This is a genomic window from Syntrophales bacterium, assembly GCA_023229765.1.
Taxonomy (GTDB): Bacteria; Desulfobacterota; Syntrophia; order Syntrophales; family UBA5619; genus DYTH01.
Window position 1 is genome coordinate 1 of sequence record JALNYO010000053.1, and the last position, 20393, is coordinate 20393.

22 protein-coding genes and 1 tRNA gene are annotated in these 20393 nt (G+C 50.7%); 20 read left to right on the forward strand and 3 right to left on the reverse strand.

Annotated features, from left to right (window positions below):
- The first annotated feature begins 195 nt into the window (after nt 1–195).
- On the forward strand, nt 196–1293 hold the full coding sequence (locus M0P74_16835) for a site-specific integrase (GenBank protein ID MCK9365254.1): 1098 nt from the start codon (nt 196–198) through the stop codon (nt 1291–1293).
- Between the two features lie 2 nt (nt 1294–1295).
- The gene (locus tag M0P74_16840; GenBank protein ID MCK9365255.1) at nt 1296–1865 is read left to right on the forward strand and encodes a hypothetical protein; all 570 of its coding nucleotides are present in this window, start codon (nt 1296–1298) and stop codon (nt 1863–1865) included.
- 51 nt (nt 1866–1916) lie between these two features.
- On the opposite strand, the gene M0P74_16845 is transcribed toward M0P74_16840, so the two are convergent.
- Nucleotides 1917–2147: a hypothetical protein gene (locus tag M0P74_16845; GenBank protein ID MCK9365256.1), complete on the reverse strand. Its 231-nt coding sequence runs from the start codon at nt 2145–2147 to the stop codon at nt 1917–1919.
- 366 nt (nt 2148–2513) lie between these two features.
- On the opposite strand from M0P74_16845, the gene M0P74_16850 reads away from it, so the two are divergent.
- From M0P74_16850 to tnpB, 12 genes are all read left to right on the forward strand, one after another.
- The gene (locus M0P74_16850) at nt 2514–2843 is read left to right on the forward strand and encodes a hypothetical protein (GenBank protein ID MCK9365257.1); all 330 of its coding nucleotides are present in this window, start codon (nt 2514–2516) and stop codon (nt 2841–2843) included.
- A 188-nt stretch (nt 2844–3031) separates the two neighbouring features.
- On the forward strand, nt 3032–3811 hold the full coding sequence (locus M0P74_16855) for a DUF2786 domain-containing protein (GenBank protein MCK9365258.1): 780 nt from the start codon (nt 3032–3034) through the stop codon (nt 3809–3811).
- 397 nt (nt 3812–4208) lie between these two features.
- Nucleotides 4209–4628 carry a nuclear transport factor 2 family protein gene (locus tag M0P74_16860; GenBank protein MCK9365259.1) on the forward strand — a complete coding sequence of 140 codons (420 nt, stop codon included), beginning with the start codon at nt 4209–4211 and terminating at the stop codon, nt 4626–4628.
- A 37-nt stretch (nt 4629–4665) separates the two neighbouring features.
- Nucleotides 4666–5229: a hypothetical protein gene (locus tag M0P74_16865; protein MCK9365260.1), complete on the forward strand. Its 564-nt coding sequence runs from the start codon at nt 4666–4668 to the stop codon at nt 5227–5229.
- Between the two features lie 84 nt (nt 5230–5313).
- A complete protein-coding gene (locus M0P74_16870) occupies nt 5314–5607 on the forward strand; it encodes a PAS domain-containing protein (protein ID MCK9365261.1) in 294 nt (97 codons plus the stop codon).
- Between the two features lie 325 nt (nt 5608–5932).
- On the forward strand, nt 5933–6178 hold the full coding sequence (locus M0P74_16875) for a hypothetical protein (GenBank protein MCK9365262.1): 246 nt from the start codon (nt 5933–5935) through the stop codon (nt 6176–6178).
- Nucleotides 6179–6214: 36 nt separating this feature from the next.
- On the forward strand, nt 6215–6736 hold the full coding sequence (locus tag M0P74_16880; GenBank protein MCK9365263.1) for an endonuclease: 522 nt from the start codon (nt 6215–6217) through the stop codon (nt 6734–6736).
- Between the two features lie 23 nt (nt 6737–6759).
- Nucleotides 6760–7716, forward strand: coding sequence for an alpha/beta hydrolase (locus M0P74_16885; protein MCK9365264.1), 957 nt, complete (start codon nt 6760–6762; stop codon nt 7714–7716).
- Between the two features lie 83 nt (nt 7717–7799).
- A complete protein-coding gene (locus M0P74_16890; protein MCK9365265.1) occupies nt 7800–8363 on the forward strand; it encodes a nitroreductase family protein in 564 nt (187 codons plus the stop codon).
- A 72-nt stretch (nt 8364–8435) separates the two neighbouring features.
- Nucleotides 8436–8609 (forward strand): transposase domain-containing protein, encoded by a 174-nt coding sequence (locus M0P74_16895; protein ID MCK9365266.1) that lies wholly within the window; start codon nt 8436–8438, stop codon nt 8607–8609.
- A 337-nt stretch (nt 8610–8946) separates the two neighbouring features.
- Nucleotides 8947–9357, forward strand: coding sequence for a hypothetical protein (locus M0P74_16900; protein MCK9365267.1), 411 nt, complete (start codon nt 8947–8949; stop codon nt 9355–9357).
- Nucleotides 9354–9536, forward strand: coding sequence for an IS66 family insertion sequence element accessory protein TnpB (gene tnpB / locus M0P74_16905; GenBank protein MCK9365268.1), 183 nt, complete (start codon nt 9354–9356; stop codon nt 9534–9536). The genes M0P74_16900 and tnpB overlap by 4 nt, the downstream gene beginning before the upstream one ends.
- Before the next feature lie 471 nt (nt 9537–10007).
- On the opposite strand, the gene M0P74_16910 is transcribed toward tnpB, so the two are convergent.
- Together M0P74_16910 and M0P74_16915 are read right to left on the reverse strand one after the other, a co-directional pair.
- Nucleotides 10008–10466 (reverse strand): hypothetical protein, encoded by a 459-nt coding sequence (locus tag M0P74_16910; protein ID MCK9365269.1) that lies wholly within the window; start codon nt 10464–10466, stop codon nt 10008–10010.
- 462 nt (nt 10467–10928) lie between these two features.
- A tRNA-Arg gene (locus M0P74_16915) sits at nt 10929–11005 on the reverse strand.
- A gap of 201 nt (nt 11006–11206) precedes the next feature.
- On the opposite strand from M0P74_16915, the gene M0P74_16920 reads away from it, so the two are divergent.
- From M0P74_16920 to M0P74_16945, 6 genes are all read left to right on the forward strand, one after another.
- The gene (locus tag M0P74_16920; GenBank protein MCK9365270.1) at nt 11207–11854 is read left to right on the forward strand and encodes a TetR/AcrR family transcriptional regulator; all 648 of its coding nucleotides are present in this window, start codon (nt 11207–11209) and stop codon (nt 11852–11854) included.
- A 131-nt stretch (nt 11855–11985) separates the two neighbouring features.
- Nucleotides 11986–13746, forward strand: a complete 1761-nt coding sequence (locus M0P74_16925; protein ID MCK9365271.1) for an SDR family NAD(P)-dependent oxidoreductase — start codon at nt 11986–11988, stop codon at nt 13744–13746.
- 72 nt (nt 13747–13818) lie between these two features.
- Nucleotides 13819–16548: an SDR family NAD(P)-dependent oxidoreductase gene (locus M0P74_16930; protein ID MCK9365272.1), complete on the forward strand. Its 2730-nt coding sequence runs from the start codon at nt 13819–13821 to the stop codon at nt 16546–16548.
- Between the two features lie 73 nt (nt 16549–16621).
- Nucleotides 16622–17830 carry an acetyl-CoA acetyltransferase gene (locus M0P74_16935; protein ID MCK9365273.1) on the forward strand — a complete coding sequence of 403 codons (1209 nt, stop codon included), beginning with the start codon at nt 16622–16624 and terminating at the stop codon, nt 17828–17830.
- An 11-nt stretch (nt 17831–17841) separates the two neighbouring features.
- A complete protein-coding gene (locus tag M0P74_16940; protein MCK9365274.1) occupies nt 17842–18984 on the forward strand; it encodes an acyl-CoA dehydrogenase family protein in 1143 nt (380 codons plus the stop codon).
- 21 nt (nt 18985–19005) lie between these two features.
- Nucleotides 19006–20187, forward strand: a complete 1182-nt coding sequence (locus M0P74_16945; GenBank protein MCK9365275.1) for a CoA transferase — start codon at nt 19006–19008, stop codon at nt 20185–20187.
- Nucleotides 20188–20393: the final 206 nt, after the last annotated feature.

The following is a 20393-nucleotide window of genomic DNA, read 5'->3' on the forward strand; positions in this document are numbered from 1 at the left end:
ATCCTTGGTGTCAAGTAGCCGCTGGAACCTGAAAAATGATTCCAGCGGCTACTTCAATCCTCGCTTGAGACCTACATTTTCAAACCGCCAGATTTAGGGCATTTTCACGCCGCCGCCAACAAAGAAGCCCTTTTGCGTTTATGGATGGATTCTACCATAGGGGAATTAAGCCTGAAGGATATAGGCCAGTCACATTTGGAAAAAATTATAAAGGAGATGTTTAAATCAGGGAAGTCGGCTCGTTATATTCGATACGCTCTGGCCGTCATTAGGCAGGTATTCAACTACGCCCGATTTGTCAATTTCTATACTGGTCCATCCCCCACCGATAATGTGAAGTTTCCGCAAGCTGATAATAAGCGGCTAAGATTTCTGACCCTCGGTGAAGCAATATTACTCCTCCAGGAGTTAAAGAAAAGAAGCCTTCAGCTCTACGAAATTGCCTTAATGAGTCTCAGAACGGGAGCTCGTGCCGATGAAATATTTTCACTCAAATGGGGCGACGTTGATTTTAATAAAGAGATGTTGACTTTGTGGGACACCAAAAACACCAAGACACGCATTGTCAGGATGACAACTGATATAAAATCAATGCTCCAAGAGATGCGTTCACCGGATTTTCTGCCAAGTGAGTTTCATTCAAGGATACCAGTAAATCGGTTATGCAGTAAGCTCCATGACAATTTTCAGCACGAATTGGGAGGATACGAAAAGAGTGTTGCATGGCTTAATAGCCTTCTTAGTAACACAGGGCTCCATGGCATTTTTATGAAGAGCCTCCAAAGTGATGAATACTCAGACAAATTAAAAGGGCTGGTTGATCAGTGTAGATTACTAAATAATAAGAACTTCAGCCAGATGACGTTACCTGAGCAGGATTTACTAAAAAGACAAAACCGCCTGTTGATCGAAGAAACCTATCCGATGTTTACTCCAAAGAATGTCGCGAAAACAGAGCGGAATATCCAAGACTATGTTTTCCTAGACGATACCGGCAAAAAAATAAATGCCGTATCCAGCGTTTATGCAAGGACAGTCAAAGCAATCGGCCTTAATACGGGTATCACGGATAGAAGAATGAAAGTCGTCTTCCACTCGCTCCGGCATACTTACGCCAGCTGGCTGGTAGAAAAAGGTGTTGATCTTTATACGGTCAAAGAGCTTATTGGCCATTCATCTTTATCTATGACAGAAAGATATTCCCATGTTGGTGAAAACGCTAAAACTATCGCCATCAGAAAACTTGAGAAGATTGACTTGGATCTCGATAAGGTGCAGAAGGAATCAGAGTAACCATGCGCATCTTCCTCACGGGTGTCAGTTGTGTCGGAAAATCAACCCTCGGAAAGATTCTTGCCGACAGACTCGGCCATCCATTCTACGATCTGGATGACGAGATCGAAAAATATTTCGGCGAATCTATCGAGCGCCTCATATCCCGTTACCTGACCGGCCATTCCTTCAGATACAAGATCGGTGCTGTTGTTCTCAAGTACATCCTTCTCAACAGGAGCAGCAGTCACAGCGTTATTGTCCTGCCTCCGAGTGGGCTCAAGGATGCCTATTCGCGCACAATCGGCAAAGTGGATGGTGTTATCGTCGCCATCACCGACACGCCGAAGAATATCCTGAAGCGGATCACTTTTTACGACATTGATTCTAAGCTGATTGATAAGCCCCTGACGGATGACGACAAGAAGCATTATCTGAAGGAGATCAAAAAGGACATCACCTATTTCGGGAAGACATACAAGCGGGCGCATCTGCTGGTTGATATAGCGGGCCTTTCCATCGAGGACAGCGTTACCAGGATTCAGGTTGCTCTTCAGTCCTACGTCCCGGCGCCACCTGCTCAGCCCAAATAAGAAACAATCCCCAGTGACTCTTCGCCACTGGGGATCTTCAAAACTTCAGGATCAGCCTTCAGCTACATCAGGAACTGCCGCCCGTTTCTGAGCAACAGCTTCCTTGATCGCAGCTACCTGCTTCTTGACCTCGGCCGCTTCTTCAGCGACGGGATCAGCGAGAATAGCTCCTACTGCCACGCCAGCTAAGGCTACTGAAACTTTCAGCAATCCTGTCACTGGCTCGATGGAAATCACCGCCAGTGCCGCACATACCGCCATCATTACTGTTCTGAACTTCATATTCAAATCCTCCTTTTTATTTTGATAACTATATAATTTCTATAGGAGTTTCGCGAATTTCAGAATTGACATATTTACAACGACCGGAAACAAGCGTAATGGAAATGCCCAACGTCAGCTCGCGCCGACTTTTGCCGGTGAAATTAAAAAAGGAATATCAGCAACATGACCAATAAAAGTATCCCCTATATCGACAATTCAGGAACAATAATCATCCCTTCCAATTCTGATCAGAAATATCACTACTGGAACGGTGGCCAGCCGTTAACAGAAACCCTATTGGAGCTAAATGTCTCGGAGAACATTTAAACCATACCCTGGGAATGTGGCTTGAGCTGGTGTAGAAACAATAATGGAGCGGGATAAATGTTAAATCGTAGTCTGGTAACCGTTAAGGCAAAGGAACCGTTCAGGGAGTGGCTACTTTCACTTCCCGATCCCTGTGACGAAACAATTGAGGAAATAAACGAAGATTCTTCAGCTTATCTGCTTCCTGAGTTTGAAGACGACAAACAACGGGATAGAATATTCAAGAAATTTTTTGCTATGATCTTTGAAGATCAGCTCGCTGACTGGTGGACTCAAGAAGATGATTGGCCTCAAAACCGTGACCTTAAAATGTTTAAAAAGTGGTTTGATGTTGAGTTCCATTCTACAATTGAAGACCTTGTGGATGACGTCTTGGTTGATCAATAGTGATAGTTAGCCCCCTATGTAGTGACCTGATATAAAACATGCTATGAGAGTCAACGAAAATGATTGATGATCTTAATATGACTGATGATCAAATTGCGATTTTTACTACAGAACATATGTTTGAAATGAATGTGGCTTGAGCTGGGAATGCGATCAAGAAAGAAATGAAAGTAAACCAATGACAGGGTTTGCCGCTGAGAAGGGTTGAATATCAGAAAAGCAGATCTGCAACGAATATAACTTCCCTGATTTGGAGAACGAAAATAGAAACCACACCGATCATCGAGAAGATCAAAAAATTATTGGCACTATCCAATTCCAGCAACGAGTTTGAAGCCGCACTGGCAGCAGCACACGCCCAGCGATTACTATCAGAGCATAATCTGGGTATGGCCGACATCGAAGCTTCACACAAACCGGACAAAGCCGACAAGATCGAGATGGAGACAACCAAAACTCTGGCCAAATGGGTTAGACATCTCAGCGCTGGGGTCTGTAACGCCTTCGATTGTCAGGCGGTCCATAACGCCACGAAAGGCATATTGACTTTTATCGGCGTAGGGGAAGATGCACAGGTTGCCGCTTATACCTTTGCCTATCTGGACAGAACCGTAAGAAAGCTTTGCAGTACATATATGAAGAGCCATGTCAGTGATACGATAACCGGAAGAAAACGCGAGCTGAGGCGACAGTCCTACTACCTGGGTGCGGTATCTACCATCACCATTCGCTTGGGAGAGCAGAAGGTTCGCACACCTGTTACCCCTGGCGCATTGGTTCCGCTCAAAGAAACCTTAATCAAACAGACCATGAACGAGTTTGGCAATGTCAGAACAATGCACAGCCGCAGAAGCTACATCAATTCTGATGCTTATTCCAAAGGCCAGAACGATGGCAGACAGGTGGGTATTCATCAAGGGGTGGAGCAGTCGACATTTATGAGTAAGGGACTGCTTGATAATCATTAGAAGGATTTTTTTGACGTTGGCCGCTATTTCCCATATACTCATGATCAGATTTTACCGGTGAAGAAGAGATGAAAAAATGCCATGCATGCTTAAAGGTTTTGGAAATCAAGATTCCTGTGGGCAGAAGGGAGATTTGTCCCTTTTGCGGATCTGACCTGCACTGCTGCCTCAATTGCATCTTCCATTTGATGGGAAACTATAACGAGTGTCGGGAACCACAGGCAGAGAGGGTCATTGAAAAGGATCGGAGCAATTTTTGTGATTTCTTCGCTTTTCAAGATGCCGAGATGGGCAGTAAAAGAAAGGATTCTGGAGAGTCTGCAAAAACAAAAATGGAGTCCCTGTTCAAAACGGGCTGATTTATGTAGAGGTTGATTTTATTTGATATAAGGGAGAAATGATGAAACTATCCCGAAAAGAAATCATGACAGCGCTGAAGGAATGGAATCATGCTTGGGACAACCATGACTTGGATGGTGTGATGAAGCTTTTTCATGATGATATCCTTTTTGAAAACTGGACTGGGGGACATGTCAAGGGAAAGGAAGCCCTCCTAAAGGCATGGGCGCCTTGGTTTACCAATCACAACGGGTTTCGGTTTATCGGTGAAGATACCTTCATCGATGAGCAGGAGCAGAAAATTCTTTACAGGTGGCAGTTCGAAAGTCCTTCTTTTGAAAAAGGCTACGAGGGAAAATTGGAAAAACGGCGAGGGGTTGACGTGATCCACTTTCAAGACGGCAAGATTATTCAAAAACTGACCTATTCCAAGACTACTTTGGAAATAGACGGGATACGGGTTCTTCTTCACGGATGATTATCATCAGTAATTACGACGAATTCGAGGACTTCTTTTGAAACTTTCACATCCTTTCGAATGGCTGCCCATCGCACAACAGACGCGAGCATTTATTGTGCTGTTAGCGCTTACAATTGTCCTGATGGTTGCGCTCCAAGTCTTGGGCGGACCACTCAAGACTGATGTCGCGCCATACGGTATCGTCTCGTTTGAACTTGCGGGAACATTGCCACTGGCTCAAAAGATTGTTGAGTCGTGGGGCGAGATGGGACGAATTTTCGCAGGGCTCAACTTGGGGCTCGATTTTCTTTTCATCGTTGTGTATTCAAATTGTATCGGCTTGGGTTGCGTGATCGTTGCGCGTAATCTTTCGCGTCATACCTGGTTCCTTGCCGTCGCTGGTATCGTCCTGGCATGGGCATTGTGGCTTGCCGCGCTGTTGGATTGTATCGAAAACTTTGCGCTGATCAACATACTTCTCGGATCACAGCAAGCCGCATTTGCATTGATCGCTCGGTGGTGTGCCATTCCGAAATTTCTAATCGTTGGAATAGGCATTGCGTATGTCATCTTCGGTGCCATACCTCAATGGCTTAAAAAGAATGGCATTGGCAGATAATCTTGCTTGGACAAAAAAGACTAATAAGAAAAACAGACGGGGAAATAAAGCGCACTGGGGTGCTAAAAATGGAGGGAATGGAATATGCTAATTCCCAGTACGGATATCACCCTTGAGGAGCTACTGGACCGGGTCCCTCTGGCCGTACAATACGTCGATAAGGACGGATTCTTGCGGTACCTGAATAAGACTGCCGCAGCACGACCGGCAAATATTAAAAGGGAAGTTGGCATTGACATTCGGGATTGTCATGCAAAGCCCGAATGTCTTGAGATGATTGAACTTATTTTTGAAGACTTTAGGCAGGGGCGCAAAGAACCACATTATTACGTTACTTCAGGGATCAGGAAGACGATTATGGTGCCAAAGAAGAAATAATGTCGCTTCTGTATCAGATCGAAAGAACCATAAAGGATTATGATATGAAGAATCAAGGTTTTACTGATTCGTCGGTAATCATGGCCCTTGAGAAGCTATCCATGAAACCTGAGGCGCCGGCACAGAGTGAATTCTTGAGAAATATAACCGATTATCTACGCATGTTTATGAGTATGCACAGCTTTTCCAGAAGTGAGTTGAGACAGGGTATTAATCGAGTCCTCAGATCAGCAAAAAGGCATAACAAGATAGATGGAACCAGAGGCTACTTGAATTTTATCAGAGAAAATTTACCATGAGTCACAACAGCCTTTGGAGATCACCGATGATGAATCGAAAATCCAAACCCTTATCCCTTTTTATCCTATTCGTCCTGGCCGTCATAATCTCTTCATCCAACATGGTCTCTGCTGCGGATGGGATTCAGACTGGCAACACCACGAACGATTCTTTCAACAAATCCAAGAAACTCCTCCATAACGTCATCTACAAAGATGCGGCATCGCGTCAGGACATCTACTGCGGCTGCAAATATGACGAAAAGAAAGAGGTTGACTTTAATAGCTGCTGATACAGGCCCGAAAGAGATAACAACCGGGCGCATAGGATTGAATGGGAGCATGCGGTTCCGGCAGAGGCTTTTGGCCAGAGTTTTAAGGAATGGCGAGAGGGCGATCCCGATTGCGTGGACAATAGAGGAAAATCATTCAAAGGCCGAAAATGTGCAGAGAAAGTCAACCTCGAATACCGCCGAATGCAAGCGGATATGTACAATCTATATCCAGCAGTCGGCGAGGTCAACGGGCTGCGGTCAAATTATTTAATGGCAATGATTCCAGGCAATCAGTACCGTTTTGGGGAATGCAAGACGAAGATCGAAGATCGCAAGATAGAGCTGCCACGTCCGGAAGTAAGAGGAGAGATTGCCAGTACCTACATGTATATGGAACGGGCCTATCCCGGGCATGGAATCATCTCAGGGAAGAACGAAAAGCTTTTTCAGGCGTGGGACAAAGCCGATCCCGTGGATGAGTGGGAATGTGAACGTGCAAGGAGGATTGCCAAGATTCAAGGAAATGTCAATCTGGTTGTTGATCAGGCATGTAGGAGATTGAAGGAGAAGAGATAAGGGGAATTCTGAGGAGATTCAAGATGAAAAAAATATTGGCGGTCAGCCTTGGCATCATTGCTCTATTTGTTTTCTTGCTTGTTGGGGCTTATTTTATACTGCCGGAAACGCTGTTTAATCTGGCAGTTAAGGCTGAAAGACAGTCTGCCGGCTTGGCCAAGAAAGAAATTCAGGTTGATGATCACAAGATTGTGTATCTGGAAGGTGGAAAAGGGCGAACGATATTGCTGCTTCATGGTTTTGCCGCTAATAAGAATAACTGGATAAGGTTCGCAAAATACCTGACAAATGACTACCACGTTGTGATTCCCGATATTCCGGGCTTTGGTGAAAGCTCTCAGATTCAAAGTGAAAATTATGCTGCTGAAAACCAACTGAAACGGATCGACCGTTTTACGGAAGTACTAAAACTCGAAAAATTTCATCTGGCAGGAAATTCCATGGGAGGGATGCTTGCCGGAATGTATGGCGCAGGATATCCTCAAAAGGTTTTAACGTTGGCATTGTTGGCTCCTGGAGGTATTGGCTCGCCCAACCCAAGCGAGGTAGCGATCCTTTTACAAAAAAGCACAAACCCTTTACTGACCGGCAGTACAGAAGATTATGATAAATTGCTGAACCTTTGCTTTGTAAAACCGCCATTCATCCCTGCCCAGTTTAAAAAAGTTCTGGCTTCTGATGCAGTCGCACACAGGAATTTTAATAAAAAGATATGGGACGATATGGTAGGGAACATTACAAAAGAGGCGCTATCTGCAAGAGAAAACTTGCTGAAACCATATTTGCCTCAAATTCAGGCGCCGGTTTTAATTATCTGGGGTGATAGCGACAAGATTTTGGATGTGGGCGGTGTATCAATTATGGAGAAGAATCTGAAGAATTATAAAACCGTCATCATGAAAAATACGGGGCATACACCAATGCTTGAAAAGCCGCGGGAAACAGCATCATACTATTTGAGCTACCTGAAGGGATATTGAATGATTTTCAAGGCCATTGAATTTGTCGCAAGAGCCCATTTTGGGCAGTTGCATACATGAGCACTGAAGGAGGAATATCAGATATGGATTTTGAGACAATATTAAAAAACAGGCGTTCCATCCGGGATTTCCAGAATAAGGATGTACCTTTACCAATCTTAAAGGAAATCATTCAGGATACGTGCCTTGCCCCGACATCCGGTAACGGCCAACCGTGTCGATTTATCATCGTCCAGAACAGCGATTATATCAAAAAACTTTCTGATGACAGTAAGAAAAGTCTGCTTGATGATCTTGCCAGAAATCCAAATTTACCTTTGAAGCAATATGAGGCTGCGCTTCGCGATGAGCGGTTCAATGTTTTTTATAATGCGCCTTGCCTGGTCTTGTTTGTCGGTTCCAAGGATGCTCATTCTCTCGATGTGGACTGCGGTTTGACTGCGGCATATTTTATGTTCTCCGCAACATCAAAAGGATTGGGAACATGCTGGATCGGGCTAGGAGCTCATATCCGGGATAAAGGAATCATGGATGAGATCGGAGTGCCATCAGATTGCCGAATCGTTGCACCCATCGTCGTAGGTTATCCAACAAGCATTCCACCTGCATCCGAGAGGCATTCTCCGAATATTATCAAGATCATTTAAAAGGACAACCAATGTAACCGTTCGACGAACCCATCTTTTCTGCCGTTCTGATTTAGGTTATGCCTCCCGATAGTGATAATAGTCAAATCCTGCAAAGACCTCGATGTCAACCCGTGGGAGTATTTTGATGCCATGCTGCGGAGGATTATGAGCCATCCGGTCAGTCGTCTGCGGGAGTTGCTCCCCGATCTCTGGAAACCGCTTCCCAAGGATAAGCGCGGCCTGCTGCTTACGGAAAATGCCTAAGCTGCGCAGATAGTTTTCCTCGCCTCACTGCACCTTGCTTTTTAAAACCATTTACCCTATACAGACTGTCAAAAATCATGCCGTCCTTGGAGTTGTATACATTGCTGGCGGCTGTCTTCTACCGCAACTGCAAGTACTTCGCAAGACGGGTTCGCCGGACGGTTACATTGAGAACGTTCCAAGTGTTCTGGCCATTGGCAAAAATATCTCAATTACTGACAATAATAGAGAGTGAATTTTGAGCGGATCAATTTTATGTGTCCTTCCGGCAAGCCTGCGTGAAAAATTTTAATTATGCGGATATGATTGGTTATCAACTCAATCAGGAGGATAACCAATGGAAGAGCAGTTCACACAGGCAGCAAGCATTGAAGAAATTCAGCAGCGATTTGAGGGATGGCGTTTGCAGAGGAAACGAGGGACCCCCATCCCCGTCGCTCTATGGGAAGACGCGCTTAGCCTTTGCGCCAGCCATTCCCCTTCCAAAGTATCCAGCGCCTTGCGCCTGGATTATAATGTTCTGAAGAAACGCCTTCAGTCTGCATTTCCCGATCGTTTTTCACACAGCGCCGCTTCATATGTACAATCCATGCCGCCATCCGATTTTATTGCCGTGGATTTGAGTGCAACCCTGCCGGAGTTCATCATGGATATGGCACGGGCCGGGGAGAGGATGCGGCTCCATATTAAAGGGACGTCGGATTTTCATCCCTTGGAGCTGATGAAGAGCTTCTGGGGGCGGGGATGATTCAGCTTACGCCGCAAATGCGGATACTTCTGTCGGTCAAGGCGGTGGATTTCCGCAAGGGGATAGACGGATTGGCCGGGATATGCCGGCAAGTTATGGGGGCAGACCCTTTTTCGGGCGGAGTTTTTGTGTTTCGGAATCGCAGGGCAACGGCTGTAAAAGTCCTCATGTATGACTAATGTTGAGTAGTTATTAATGTGGAGTTGCCTGCGTAACCGCTTGTTGCAAATGTTTTATTTGACGGACAACTCCACATTAATTTTGACTTCAAAGGGCTTCCAACCATTCAAGAATGGCATGGTCATGACGCCATGGCGTTGTGCGAGTTCGGTCATCACTAACCGGTTTAATACTTGCGATGGCTTTACGTTTCATGTCCAGATCAATGGTGGCATATCGGTTCGTTGTATTGAGATTCGAATGTCCCAACCATTGACTTATCGTCGGGATATCTAACCCAGACTTCAAGAGGGCGATTGCAGTGCTATGGCGTATGCTATGAGGGTGGAGTCGCTTGGAATGAAGACTGGGGATATGGACTTGGGCGTGTTCCAAGGACTTCTTCAGGTTTGTATTTTCCGGGGCCTTACGACAGAAGAGGCAACCTGACAACAACACCCTTCGGTAGGGAGCCTGTCATGTAGAAAAAGTTACGTCTTGAATGAGCGACTTACAGGAACTTTCCCCTTTCCGGTCAGGACGGCAAAACCATCCAACAACCGATTCAGCCAATCGACGCCCAGGCGCACTGTTACCTGGCGCATCAACGACCGCAGCCAATGTCTCTGGCGGTTAACCGCCAAACCCTTGAACCATGACCCTCCCTCCAATTTCGACGTCAAACTGAATTTAATCTTCTCCACAGTCACGGAAAACCTCGGAAAATACCCGGATGGCTTCATCCTCATAACGCAGCCGCAGACAGGACAACGGTAACGCTTCAAATACACACCCGTCTTCAAGCTCCCCAAAAACGCCCATACAAAACCATGCCCCCATATCTTACCCCCCAAACACCGCGGGCAGCGCTCCGGTCTTGGCCAATCATAGCCCCGACCCTGGTCTTTTGCATTTATCTGCTTGACGTCACAGGCAACTTCTACTATCATTTCTTCCACTTTGTGGGTGAACTGCGAAGTTCACCGTGATTCAAGGGCGGTGGGACTGCCAAGTACACACCGCCCTTACTAAAACAAAAAGGCCTCTCTTCCGAGAGGCCCACCTATTCCGATGATCCGCTGCTTCTTGTCAATCTATTCTGAAAATATCACCCTTCTTTTACCTCGGATAATTTAAAAATCAACAAGCAGGTAAAAATGATGTTGCTGATCAACCAGGCGCTCATGGACGCCCTGCAGAAAAATCAGGAGCAGGCACAGTTTTCTCGTTGGTAATAAGCGTCCGGATCAATCAAAAAGGGATCGAGTTTTGTTGGTGCAGAAGATGGCAAAAGGAAAAAATATTCCCTCAGGTTCCCTGGAAAGCCCGAAAAAGGTGGGATAGGAGTGGGGCAAAATGGCTTTACAACAAAACAAGGGGCTAACCATTTCTGATTAACCCCTTGTTATTTATGGTGCGCCCAGTAGGATTCGAACCTACGACATCCAGATTCGTAGTCTGGCGCTCTATCCAGCTGAGCCATGGGCGCGTTTTTGCGGCGGATCATCCATTGAAGCTTTTTAAACTCAAACTTCGGGGGGATTCTACTCATTTTGCGGAATATGTCAACAGTATTATCCGGAGTTATTATCCGGAGTATTATCCAGAGCGTGCAAATTTACCATTGACAACCCTCTTTTTTTTCGATATTCATCCATCAAACGATTGAATCATAGACTGGAAGCAGGCCATGAACACACCTCTTGACAAGGCCCGCAAGGACCCCGAATCAATGAAGGCCCGGATCCTGACCGTTGCCCGACGGTTATTCGGGGAATACGGCTTTCACGGGACTACAACCAGAATGATCGCCCAGGAGGTGGGGATTGACATCTCTACCCTCCACTATCACTGGGGTGGGAAAAAAGACCTCTATGAGGCAGTGGTCCTCGATATCAACAAGGATCTGCGGCAGAAACTGCTGGAGGTAGAAGGCATTATCCACGGCAGACCTCTCTTTGAGAGACTCGATATTGCCATTGATGTGATGACCGATTACCTTTTTACGCAGCCCTGCGTTTCCAATCTGATCCTTTTTCATTATTTCGCGAAAAAACGCTATGAGGAGAACCTCGATTTCAGCGTTCCCGAGTTCAGTGCCGATATCGCTTTTTCCATGGGGCTCTCCGCAGACCGGAGAAACGTTTCCCCGGAAACCATGCTGAAGGTGATCGCGGTCATGAATTCGATCCATAATTTTATTTCGGGCGAAGATTTTTTCCGCCCGATGCTGAAGTTAAGCCGGGAAAGATACATCGCCATGGTCAAGGACACGTTGAAATTCATCCACATTCCCGCCTTCACACAGCAAACAGTTCTCAACCCTGTCAAGATGTAAGAGTCGGTTGCCGATTTCTCATATAGCCCCCATGACTGGGGTAGGCATAACGAAGGATGAAAAACGCAATGCCGGGTGGTGAAAAACTCAAAACCATTTCCCTGTAATTTATTACCAAAAGGAGGAACTTTATGGCGCTGAATATGGATGCAATCGGAAAAAAGATCGGCCCGTATAAAAAGGATTACGACTGGAGAGACGTCATCCTCTATGCAATGGGAGTCGGCGCCGGTTTCGACGAGCTTGACTATACCTATGAGAAGAATCTGAAGGTGATTCCCAGTTTCTCCATCTCGGCCATCTTTAATTTTCTCGGTGAAGTAGGCATCTCTTCCAACATGAATCTCGCCGGCCTGCTGCATGGCGAACAGGACCTTATTTTCCACAACCCGTTCCCCGTTTCGGGAACGCTCAGCACCGAGGGAAAAATCACCCATTACTATGACAAGGGTCCCAAAGGCGCCCTTGTCGTCGCCGAGAGCGACACCTGGCACTCCAACGGCAAGAAACTGTTCACGAACATAATCACCCTTTTTGCCCGATTGGATGGCGGGTTCGGCGGAGAGGCCGCCCCCAGGAGCGCTGTCGAATTCCCCGAACGCGCAGCCGATTTTACCGTTGAAGCCACCCCTTCGGTCAATCAGCCGCTCTTGTACCGACTCTCCGGGGATGTCTTTCCCCTGCACGCCGACCCGGAATTTGCCCGCAAAGTCGGTTTCGAAAAACCGATCATGCACGGTCTTTGCACCCACGGCTTTGCCTGCCGCGCGTTAATGGGGGCATTGACGCCCGGCAGGCCTGAATTGGTGCGCCGTTTTGCCTGCCGCTTCTCCACGCCCCTTTATCCCGGCGATCCGCTCAAGACGCTGATCTGGAAGATGCAGGAGGGCAGGGCTCTCTGGCGGACAGTCAATGCCCGAACGGGAGAGACCGTGATCGACAACGGCATTTTTGAATACGGCGAGATTACCCGGGACGAGATCAGGTTCGATGACCGGGTGGCGGTAATTACCGGCGCCGGCGGCGGTCTGGGGCGTGTTTATGCCCTGGAGCTGGCAAGGCGCGGGGCAAAGGTGGTCGTCAATGATTTGGGCGGCGCGAAAGACGGTACCGGCGAGGGATCGACCACGCCCGCCCAGCAGGTGGTTGAGGAGATCACCCGCGAAGGCGGCATCGCCATTGCCAATTACGACAACGTCGCCACCCCCGAAGGCGGGGAAAATATCATCAAGGCCGCGGTTGAAGCCTTTGGCACGGTCGATATTCTGATCAACAACGCCGGAATCCTGCGGGACAGAACGCTCCTGAAAATGGAGCCTGAAACCTGGCAGGCGGTGCTCGATGTCCACCTGCACGGGGCGTACCATGTCACCCAGCCGGCTTTTGCCCTGATGAAGGAAAAGGGCTACGGCCGAATCATCATGACAACCTCCGCCGCGGGACTCTACGGCAACTTCGGTCAGACAAACTACAGTGCCGCGAAGCTCGCCCTTGTCGGCTTCATGAACACGCTGAAGCTGGAAGGGGGAAGATACAACATCAAGGTGAACACCGTCGCCCCCATTGCCGCCTCGCGGCTGATGGCAGAGGTTATCCCGCCGGACATGCTCGAGAAGATGAAGCCAGATTTTGTCGCGCCGCTTGTCCTCTTTCTGGTCTCGGAGAAATGCCCTGTCTCCGGCCGAATCTACAACGCCGGCGTCGGCGTTTACAACCGCGCCGCCGTTATGACGGGGGCGGGGGCGGTAATCGGCGACGGGCGGAAAATCCCCTTGCCGGAAGAGATAGCCGCCTCCCTTGCGAAGATCAGCGACCTCAAAGGGGCAAGGGAATTTGAGCATTTGCAGGAATCAACCGGCGAGTTGCTGGCCAGTTTTGCCCCGCGGCAATAGCAGTTCTCGCTAAAGTGGTTTGGCGGGGCTTTAATCCCCGCGGCCGCAACAAAACATTCAGGAGGAAAAAACATGACTGGAATCACTTCCTACGGCGCGCATATTCCCCGCCTGCGACTAAACCGCATGTCCGTTTTTCAGGCGATGGGCTGGTTTGCGCCGGCAACCATGATGGTTGCGCAGGGGGAGCGTTCCCTCTGCAACCACGATGAAGACTCGCTGACAATGGCGGTTGCCGCTGCCCGGGACTGTCTGATCGGGAAAGACAAAGCAGTCGTGGACGGTCTCTATCTGTGCTCGACGACGCTGCCCTTCGCCGACCGGCAGAACTCGGGAATAGTCGCGACGGCGCTCAATCTGGGGGCGGAAATGATAACCGCCGACTTCACCTCCTCGCAGCGGGCCGGAACGACGGGTCTGCTGACCGCCCTTGAGGTGGCCGAAGGGGGAAGCCGCCGCAGCATCCTCGTCGCCGCCTCCGACAAAAGAGAGGCCAAACCCGCCTCCTTCTATGAGATGTGGTTCGGCGATGGCGCGGCGGCGCTTTTGGTCGGCAATCAAAACGTGATCGCCGAATTCATCGGCTCTTACACGGTTTCATACGATTTCATTGACCACTACCGGGGCGCGGGAAAGAACTTTGATTATACCTGGGAGGAGCGCTGGCTCCGCGAGGAGGGCTACTCCAAATTCATCCCCGAAGCGGTGGCCGGCCTTTTCAAGAAATTGAATATCACGATGGATGATGTGCAGAAGCTGGTTTTCCCCTGCATCTTTAAGGCGGAACATCTTGCCATTGCCAGGAAAATGGGCGCCGCTCCGGGGAAGCTTGTCTCGCAGATGCACGAGGTCTGCGGGGAGACGGGGACCGCTCATCCGCTGTTGATGATGATTTCCGCCCTCGAGACGGCCCAGCCGGGCGACGGGATTCTTGTCGCCGGCTTCGGCCAGGGATGCGACGCCCTCTACTTCAAAGTGACAGAGGAAATCAGCAACCTGGCGCCCCGCTCCGGCGTGAGAGGGTCGCTTGCAAACAAAAAGACCACTGACAATTATCTGAAATATCTCAAATTCAGAAATCTGATTCAGCCGGAAAGGGGAATCCGCGGGGAGGCCCCGACCCAGACGGCCATGACGACCCTCTGGCGGAATCGCAAGATGGTGACCGGTCTGGTCGGGGGAAAATGCCGGGATTGCGGGACGCCGCAGTACCCGAAACTTGACATCTGCATAAATCCCGAGTGCGGTCATGTAAGCAGCCAGGACGATTATGAATTCGCCGATCGCCCCGCCCATGTCAAGAGTTTTACCGGCGATCTGCTGGCCGTTTCCGTTGATCCGCCAGCGGTCTATGGGATGGTTCAGTTTGATGACGGCGGCCGCTTCATGGCCGATTTCACCGACTGCGAGCTTGCCGATCTCAAGGTAGGGCTGCCCGTCCGGATGGTCTTCCGGCAGAGATTTACCGATGAGGAAAGGGGTTTTACCGGCTACTTCTGGAAGGCGGTTCCGGAGATAGGCGCCGCAGTGGCACTTCCCGAAATCCGTTTTGACAAACGAGTGGCAATTGTAACCGGCGCGGGAGGGGGCTTGGGAAGAATATACGCCCTTGAACTCGCCAAACGGGGGGCAAAAGTTGTCGTCAACGACTTCGGCGGCGCCCGGGATGGGGCGGGCGCTGGTTCCGGAAGCCCAGCCGACCTTGTTGTCGAAGAGATTCGCGCGCTTAAAGGCGAGGCGATCGCCAATTACGACAACGTGGCGACGCCGGAGGGCGGCGAGCGCATCGTCAAAATGGCCCTCGAGTACTTTGGAGGCGTTGACATCCTGATCAATAACGCGGGCATAATCCGGGACAAGACCTTTCTCAATATGGAGCCGGAAAACTGGAAGGCCGTGGTCGCCGTCCATCTGAACGGCGCCTACAACGTCACCCGCCCGGCGTTTGCCGCAATGCGCGAGCGCGGTTACGGCCGAATCATCATGACCTCCTCGGCGGCCGGGCTGTACGGCAACTTCGGGCAGACAAATTATGGCGCGGCCAAGATGGGGCTGGTCGGCTTCATGAATACGATAAAAATAGAAGGGGCAAAGTACAATATCAAAGTCAACACTATCGCCCCGATGGCGGCCTCGCGTCTTACCGAGGATTTGCTGCCGCCGGAGATGGCTAAGCGAATGCAGCCCGACTACATCGCCGGGATGGTTCTGTACCTCTGCTCGGAGAGCTGCAACGAAAGCGGCGATATCTTCAATGCCGCGGCCGGTTACTACAGCCGGGCCGCAATCATGACTGGGGCAGGGGCGCTCCTGAGCGACGGCGCGACGATTCCGACGCCCGAGGATATCCGCGACAACTGGGAGAGGATCAACAGCCTGGAGAACGTGCGGGAGATAACCGACGCGACCTCAGCCATCACCTCGTTTCTTATGCCCCCGTCGCCGGAGGCGAAAAATGGAGAAAAGACGGCCGGAAGCGCTGATGTAAAGGGCGTTTTCGCCAGGATGCCGGAGGCGTTTGACCCCGCGGCGGCGGCCGGGAAGGATGTCGTCTTTCAGTTTTTGATCTCCGGCGGAGGGGGGGGGGAATGGATTGTCGCCGTCAAGGATGGAACCTGCCGCATTGAAGCAGGCAAGGCGGAGAAGCCGACTACGACAATCATCATGGCCGATGAGGATTTCATCAAACTGATCACCGGCGAGCTGGACGGGATGCAGGCCTACACCTCCGGCAAACTGAAGGTGGAGGGCGACCTGATGAAATCGCAGTTGATCGGCAGGTTGTTCAAATTTAAAAATTGAAGGTTTACATAAAGCAAAATATATAAATAATATCGATATTAACCTTCACTTCCGTTAACAAGGAGGAAAAACAATGGCTTCTGGAATAAGAGACAAGGTGGCGATTCTCGGGATGGGGTGCAGCCGCTTCGGAGAGCGCTGGGATGTCGGGGCCGAGGAGTTGATGGTGGAATCCTTCCAGGAGTGCCTCGCCGATGCGGGGATCGAGAAAGACCAGATTCAGGCGGCCTGGTTCGGAACCTGCATGGAAGAGATCGGCGTCGGTAAATCGGCCATTCCGCTCGGGGTGACCTTGAGACTGCCGAATATCCCGGTGACGCGGACGGAAAACTACTGCGCCACTGCCACCGAGGCCTTCCGGGGGGCCGTCTATGCGGTTGCCTCCGGGGCCTACGACATCTGCCTGGCCCTCGGGGTGGAAAAATTGAAGGACACCGGCTACGGAGGTCTCCCCAATCCCGGCTCCGGGTTTGGCTCGCTCAACTGGCTGTGGTGGCCCAACCTCACCGCTCCGGGCAGCTTCGCCCAGTTGGCGACCGCCTACGCGGCGAAATACCGAATTCCCGACAGGGATCTGAAACGGGCTATGGCCCATGTCTCAATGAAGAGCCATGCCAACGGCGTTCTTAACCCGAAGGCCCATTTGCGCAAGGCCGTCTCGCTGGAGCAGATTATCACCGCCCCAATCATCGCCTCTCCGCTGGGACTGTTCGACTGCTGCGGGGTCAGCGACGGTTCAGCCTGCGCGATTGTGACAACTCCGGAAATAGCCAAATCACTGGGTAAAAATGATATCATTTCCGTCAAGGCAATCCAGCTTGCCGTCTCTGATGGCAGCGAGAGCAGTTTCAACGATTGGGATGGGGAGCATTTTGTGACAACCAGCAAGTGCAGCACGAAAGCCTATGAAGAGGCGGGGATCAAAAATCCCCGCGAGGAAATCAGCATGATGGAACTGCACGACTGCTTCTCGATTACCGAAATGGTTACCTACGAAGACCTCCATATTTCTGAACGCGGTCACGCCTGGAAAGATTCCCTTGACGGTTTCTACGATCGCGACGGCAGACTGCCCGCCCAGGTTGACGGGGGGCTCAAATGTTTCGGTCATCCGATCGGGGCCTCCGGTTTGCGGATGCTCTACGAGATGTACCTGCAGCTCCTCGGCCGCGCCGGGGAGAGGCAGCTCAAAGACCCGCGCTATGGCCTGACGCACAATCTCGGTGGCTTCCCGTTCCAGAATGTCTGCGCCGTCTCGATTCTCGGCCGCTACGAAAAATAGGAGAAGCGTAAATGGATATACTTAAATATACAGAAGAACACAGAATATTTCGGGATTCTCTCCGGAGGTTCCTGGAACGGGAGATAACCCCCCACGTTGACGAGTGGGAGGAGGCGGGGATTGTCCCCAAGGAGGCGTGGAAGAAGATGGGTGAGCAGGGCTATCTCGCGATGGGGGTTCCCGAAGAGTATGGAGGGCTGGGGGCGGATTTCCTCTATTCCGTGATTGTTGCCGAGGAGATGGCGCGGACGAACCATACGGGGCTTGCCGCGTCGCTGCACAGCGACATCATTGTCCCCTACATCCAGTCCTTCGCCTCCGAAGACCAGAAGCACAAATACCTGCCCGGCTGCGTATCCGGCGACATCATCACCGCCGTCGCGATGACCGAGCCGAACGCGGGCACCGACCTCGCCGGGATGAAAACAACGGCCCTCGAACGGGGTGACGAGATAATCCTTAATGGCCAGAAGACCTTTATCAGCAATGCGATCAACTGCGATCTGGTGGTTCTTGCCGCCCGCGATCCTGAAACAAAAGACCCGCACAAGGCAGTTGATCTCTACCTTGTCGAAGCGGGAACTCCTGGTTTTGAGAAGGGCAAGCAGATCAAGAAGATCGGCTGGCACAGCCAGGATACCGGGGAGCTTTTTTTCAACGACTGCCGGATACCGAAGGAAAACAGGCTCGGCGAAAAGGGCTCCGGCTTTTTGAAGCTGATGCTGAAGCTACAGCAGGAGCGGCTTGTCTGCGCGATCGGGGCCGTCGCGGGGGCGGAATATATGCTCGCTTTGACTATCAAATACTGCAAGGAGCGAACAGCCTTCGGAAAACCTCTCTCGAAGTTCCAGAACACCCAGTTTGAGATCGTCGAGATGGCAACCGAGGTGAAACTGGGGAGAACGTTCATCGACAAGCTGATTGCCGACCATATGGAAGGTAAGGAAATCGTGGTTGATGTCTCGATGGCCAAGTACTGGACGACGGAGATGGCTTCCCGGGTTGCCGACCGCTGCGTGCAGCTTTTTGGGGGCTATGGTTACTGCGAGGAATACCCGATCGCCCGCGCCTGGCGCGATATCCGGGTAACCAGGATATTCGCGGGAACCAACGAGATCATGAAGGTTATCGCCGCCCGTTTCATGGGGCTGTAGAAAATTGCCAAGGAGAAAAAGATGGCAGGACCATTGAAAGGACTGAAGATTCTCGATTTTACCACGCTGCTGCCGGGGCCGTTCGCAACCATGACCCTGGCCGACCTCGGCGCGGATGTTCTACAGGTTGTCTCCGGCTCCAGACCGGATCTGACCGCGTTCTGGCCGCCTTTTATCCCAGGGACAAAACTCTCCGCCGCCACGGCGATGCTCGGCAGGGGAAAGCGTTCCCTGACGCTGAATCTTAAGGATAAACGGGCTGCCGCGATTGTAGAAAAGCTGATCGCCGAATACGATATCGTTATTGAACAGTTCCGTCCTGGCGTGATGGCGCGGCTGGGGCTCGATTACGAAACGCTCTGCCGGGCAAATCCCGCGCTTATCTACTGTTCGCTCACCGGCTACGGCCAGACGGGACCGATGAAAGACAGGGCGGGGCATGACATCAACTACCTGTCCCGTGCCGGAGTCATGTCATATTCAGGCAGGAAAGAAACGGGGCCGACGCTAACGGGAATGCAGATCGCGGACGTCGCATCCGGCTCGAACAACGCGATTATCGGCATTCTGGCTGCGGTTATCCATCGCGAACGAGTCGGCGAAGGGCAGCATATCGACGTCTCGATGACCGACGGCGTCGTCGCCTTCAACACCTTTGCCGGGACTGCTTTTCTTGCCGGCGGACAGGAACCTGGCATGGAAACTGAACTCCTCAACGGCGGCTCCCTTTACGATTTTTACGAAACCAGCGACGGAAAATATCTCTCTTTCGGCGGGTTGGAGCCGCAGTTCTTCTCGGCCTTTTGCGCAGTCATCGGCCGTCCCGATCTGATTCCTGGCGGGGTAGCCCCAGCGGAGCTGCTAAAAATTAAAGAGGAAGTGCAGGCGATTATCAAAACCAAAAGCAGGGACGAGTGGTGCGCCCTCTTTGCGAAGACGGATGCCTGTGTCGAGCCGGTGCTGTCGCTCGCAGAGACTCTGGCCGATCCCCAGACATGGGAGCGGGGCATGGTGATCGAGACGCCGCTTCCCGGCGGGAAAACAATAAAACAGATCGGCCACCCGATCCGCTACTCGGCTACTCCTCCCGAATACGGCCCCGCAGGTTCGCCAGCGGGGACGCACACCCAAGAGGTGCTTTCCAGCATCGGCTATCAGGAAGCGGAGATAGAGGAATTCGCCAGGACCGGCCTTTTCGCCTAAGGCCGAGGTTTAATAGCAACTGCTTGGGCAGAAGGGCTGAAGATTATTCAGACTAATTGCGTGAGCAGTTAAGTCGAGAGGATTCAGGATGATTTCTTGTCGTCGGATTTATTATCCTCTTTTTTGGGAGTGACGTCTATCTCATTCGGCTCATTGCTGGATTTCTTGAAGTTTCTGATGGTCTTGCCCAGAGCGCTGCCGATTTC

Excerpts from the sequence above, each read along its gene's own strand:
- M0P74_16840 (MCK9365255.1), top strand. The coding sequence starts at position 1,296 with ATGCGCATCTTCCTCACGGGTGTCAGTTGTGTCGGAAAATCAACCCTC.
- M0P74_16845 (MCK9365256.1), bottom strand. The coding sequence starts at position 2,147 with ATGAAGTTCAGAACAGTAATGATGGCGGTATGTGCGGCACTGGCGGTG.
- M0P74_16850 (MCK9365257.1), top strand. The coding sequence starts at position 2,514 with ATGTTAAATCGTAGTCTGGTAACCGTTAAGGCAAAGGAACCGTTCAGG.
- M0P74_16860 (MCK9365259.1), top strand. The coding sequence starts at position 4,209 with ATGATGAAACTATCCCGAAAAGAAATCATGACAGCGCTGAAGGAATGG.
- M0P74_16870 (MCK9365261.1), top strand. The coding sequence starts at position 5,314 with ATGCTAATTCCCAGTACGGATATCACCCTTGAGGAGCTACTGGACCGG.
- M0P74_16875 (MCK9365262.1), top strand. The coding sequence starts at position 5,933 with ATGATGAATCGAAAATCCAAACCCTTATCCCTTTTTATCCTATTCGTC.
- M0P74_16885 (MCK9365264.1), top strand. The coding sequence starts at position 6,760 with ATGAAAAAAATATTGGCGGTCAGCCTTGGCATCATTGCTCTATTTGTT.
- M0P74_16890 (MCK9365265.1), top strand. The coding sequence starts at position 7,800 with ATGGATTTTGAGACAATATTAAAAAACAGGCGTTCCATCCGGGATTTC.
- M0P74_16900 (MCK9365267.1), top strand. The coding sequence starts at position 8,947 with ATGGAAGAGCAGTTCACACAGGCAGCAAGCATTGAAGAAATTCAGCAG.
- tnpB (MCK9365268.1), top strand. The coding sequence starts at position 9,354 with ATGATTCAGCTTACGCCGCAAATGCGGATACTTCTGTCGGTCAAGGCG.
- M0P74_16910 (MCK9365269.1), bottom strand. The coding sequence starts at position 10,466 with ATGATAGTAGAAGTTGCCTGTGACGTCAAGCAGATAAATGCAAAAGAC.
- M0P74_16920 (MCK9365270.1), top strand. The coding sequence starts at position 11,207 with ATGAACACACCTCTTGACAAGGCCCGCAAGGACCCCGAATCAATGAAG.
- M0P74_16925 (MCK9365271.1), top strand. The coding sequence starts at position 11,986 with ATGGCGCTGAATATGGATGCAATCGGAAAAAAGATCGGCCCGTATAAA.
- M0P74_16930 (MCK9365272.1), top strand. The coding sequence starts at position 13,819 with ATGACTGGAATCACTTCCTACGGCGCGCATATTCCCCGCCTGCGACTA.
- M0P74_16935 (MCK9365273.1), top strand. The coding sequence starts at position 16,622 with ATGGCTTCTGGAATAAGAGACAAGGTGGCGATTCTCGGGATGGGGTGC.
- M0P74_16940 (MCK9365274.1), top strand. The coding sequence starts at position 17,842 with ATGGATATACTTAAATATACAGAAGAACACAGAATATTTCGGGATTCT.
- M0P74_16945 (MCK9365275.1), top strand. The coding sequence starts at position 19,006 with ATGGCAGGACCATTGAAAGGACTGAAGATTCTCGATTTTACCACGCTG.